The sequence below is a fragment of the Shinella lacus genome (genome assembly GCF_010994755.1).
GTDB classification, from domain to species: domain Bacteria; phylum Pseudomonadota; class Alphaproteobacteria; order Rhizobiales; family Rhizobiaceae; genus Shinella; species Shinella lacus.
This window is the reverse complement of record NZ_WHSB02000043.1, coordinates 1-1501: the sequence shown is the minus strand read 5'-3', so window position 1 is coordinate 1501 and position 1501 is coordinate 1. Positions and strand designations below refer to the sequence as shown.

At 62.6% G+C, this 1501-nt stretch carries 2 protein-coding genes; both read left to right on the top strand.

The genetic code is table 11. The features are described 5' to 3' along the window. Nucleotides 1-3: 3 nt before the first annotated feature. Nucleotides 4-753, top strand: coding sequence for an electron transfer flavoprotein subunit beta/FixA family protein (locus GB927_RS34195; RefSeq protein ID WP_256121586.1), 750 nt, complete (start codon nt 4-6; stop codon nt 751-753). Between the two features lie 23 nt (nt 754-776). Then, a partial coding sequence (locus tag GB927_RS34190) for an electron transfer flavoprotein subunit alpha/FixB family protein (RefSeq protein ID WP_256121585.1) occupies nt 777-1501 on the top strand: 725 nt, incomplete at its 3' end.

Sequence of the window (1501 nt, the reverse complement as noted above, 5' to 3'; positions counted from 1 at the left end):
GCCATGAAGATCTTGGTCCCTGTAAAGCGGGTCGTTGATTACAACGTCAAAATTCGCGTGAAGGCGGATGGCTCGGGTGTCGAGCTTTCGAATGTGAAGATGTCGATGAACCCGTTCGACGAGATTTCGGTCGAGGAGGCGTTGCGGCTGAAGGAAGCCGGCAAGGCGTCGGAAGTGGTTGTCGTGTCGATTGGTCCGGCCAAGGCCGAAGAGACGCTGCGCACCGCGCTCGCCATGGGCGCCGACCGCGCCGTGCTGGTCGAGACGGAAGATGCCGTCGAGCCGCTCGCCGTGGCCAAGATCCTCAAGGGCGTGGCAGAAGCTGAACAGCCCGGCCTGATCATCGTCGGCAAGCAGGCGATCGACGATGACAGCAACCAGACGGGCCAGATGCTCTCGGCCCTGCTCGGCTGGGCACAGGCAACCTTCGCCTCGAAGGTCGAGATCGGTGAGGGTTCCGCCCAGGTCACCCGCGAAGTCGACGGCGGTCTCCAGACGATCGAAGTGAAGCTGCCTGCCGTGGTCACCACGGACCTGCGCCTCAACGAGCCGCGTTATGCCTCGCTGCCCAACATCATGAAGGCGAAGAAGAAGCCGCTCGACAAAAAGACGCCATCCGATTTCGGCGTCGACACGAGCCCGCGCCTCAAGGTGCTGAAGACCGAGGAACCGTCCGGCCGTAAGGCAGGCGTCAAGGTCAAGAGCGTCGCGGAACTCGTCGACAAGCTGAAAAACGAAGCCGGCGTGCTGTAAGGCAGGAAAGGGAGAACATCATCATGGCCATTCTTCTTCTGGCAGATCACGACAATGCCCACCTTTCCGACCAGACGGCGAAGGCGCTGACGGCGGCATCGAAGATCGGTTCCGACGTGCATGTGCTCGTCGCCGGTGCCGGTGCCAAGGCGGCCGCCGAACAGGCGGCAAAGCTCGCAGGCGTTTCGAAGGTGCTTGTTGCCGAGGATCAGACCCTTGCCAACAATCTCGCAGAACCGCTTGCAGCGCTCATCGTGTCGCTTGCCGGTAGCTATGAGGCAATCGTCTCTGCCGCCACCTCCGTCGGCAAGAACGTTCTGCCGCGCGTGGCAGCGCTTCTCGATGTCGCGCAGGTCTCGGAAATCATCGAGGTCGTCTCGGCCGATACGTTCAAGCGTCCGATCTATGCGGGCAATGCGATCCAGACGGTACAGTCCACTGACGCCAAGAAGGTGATCACGGTGCGCACGGCATCCTTCGCCGCGGCCTCTGAAGGCGGCAGCGCATCGATCGAAAGCGTCTCGGCCGCTGCGGACCCCGGCCTCTCGACCCACGTCAAGGACGCGTTGTCCTCGTCGGATCGTCCGGAACTGACCTCGGCGAAGATCATCATCTCGGGCGGGCGTGCGCTTGGTTCGTCTGAAAAATTCCAGGAGGTCATCCTTCCGGTTGCCGACAAGCTCGGTGCTGCCGTCGGTGCCTCGCGCGCGGCAGTCGATGCGGGCTACGCGCCGAACGACTGGCAGGT

Bases quoted from the DNA above. Each gene is read 5' to 3' on its own strand.
- GB927_RS34195 (WP_256121586.1), top strand. From the start codon at position 4: ATGAAGATCTTGGTCCCTGTAAAGCGGGTCGTTGATTACAACGTCAAA.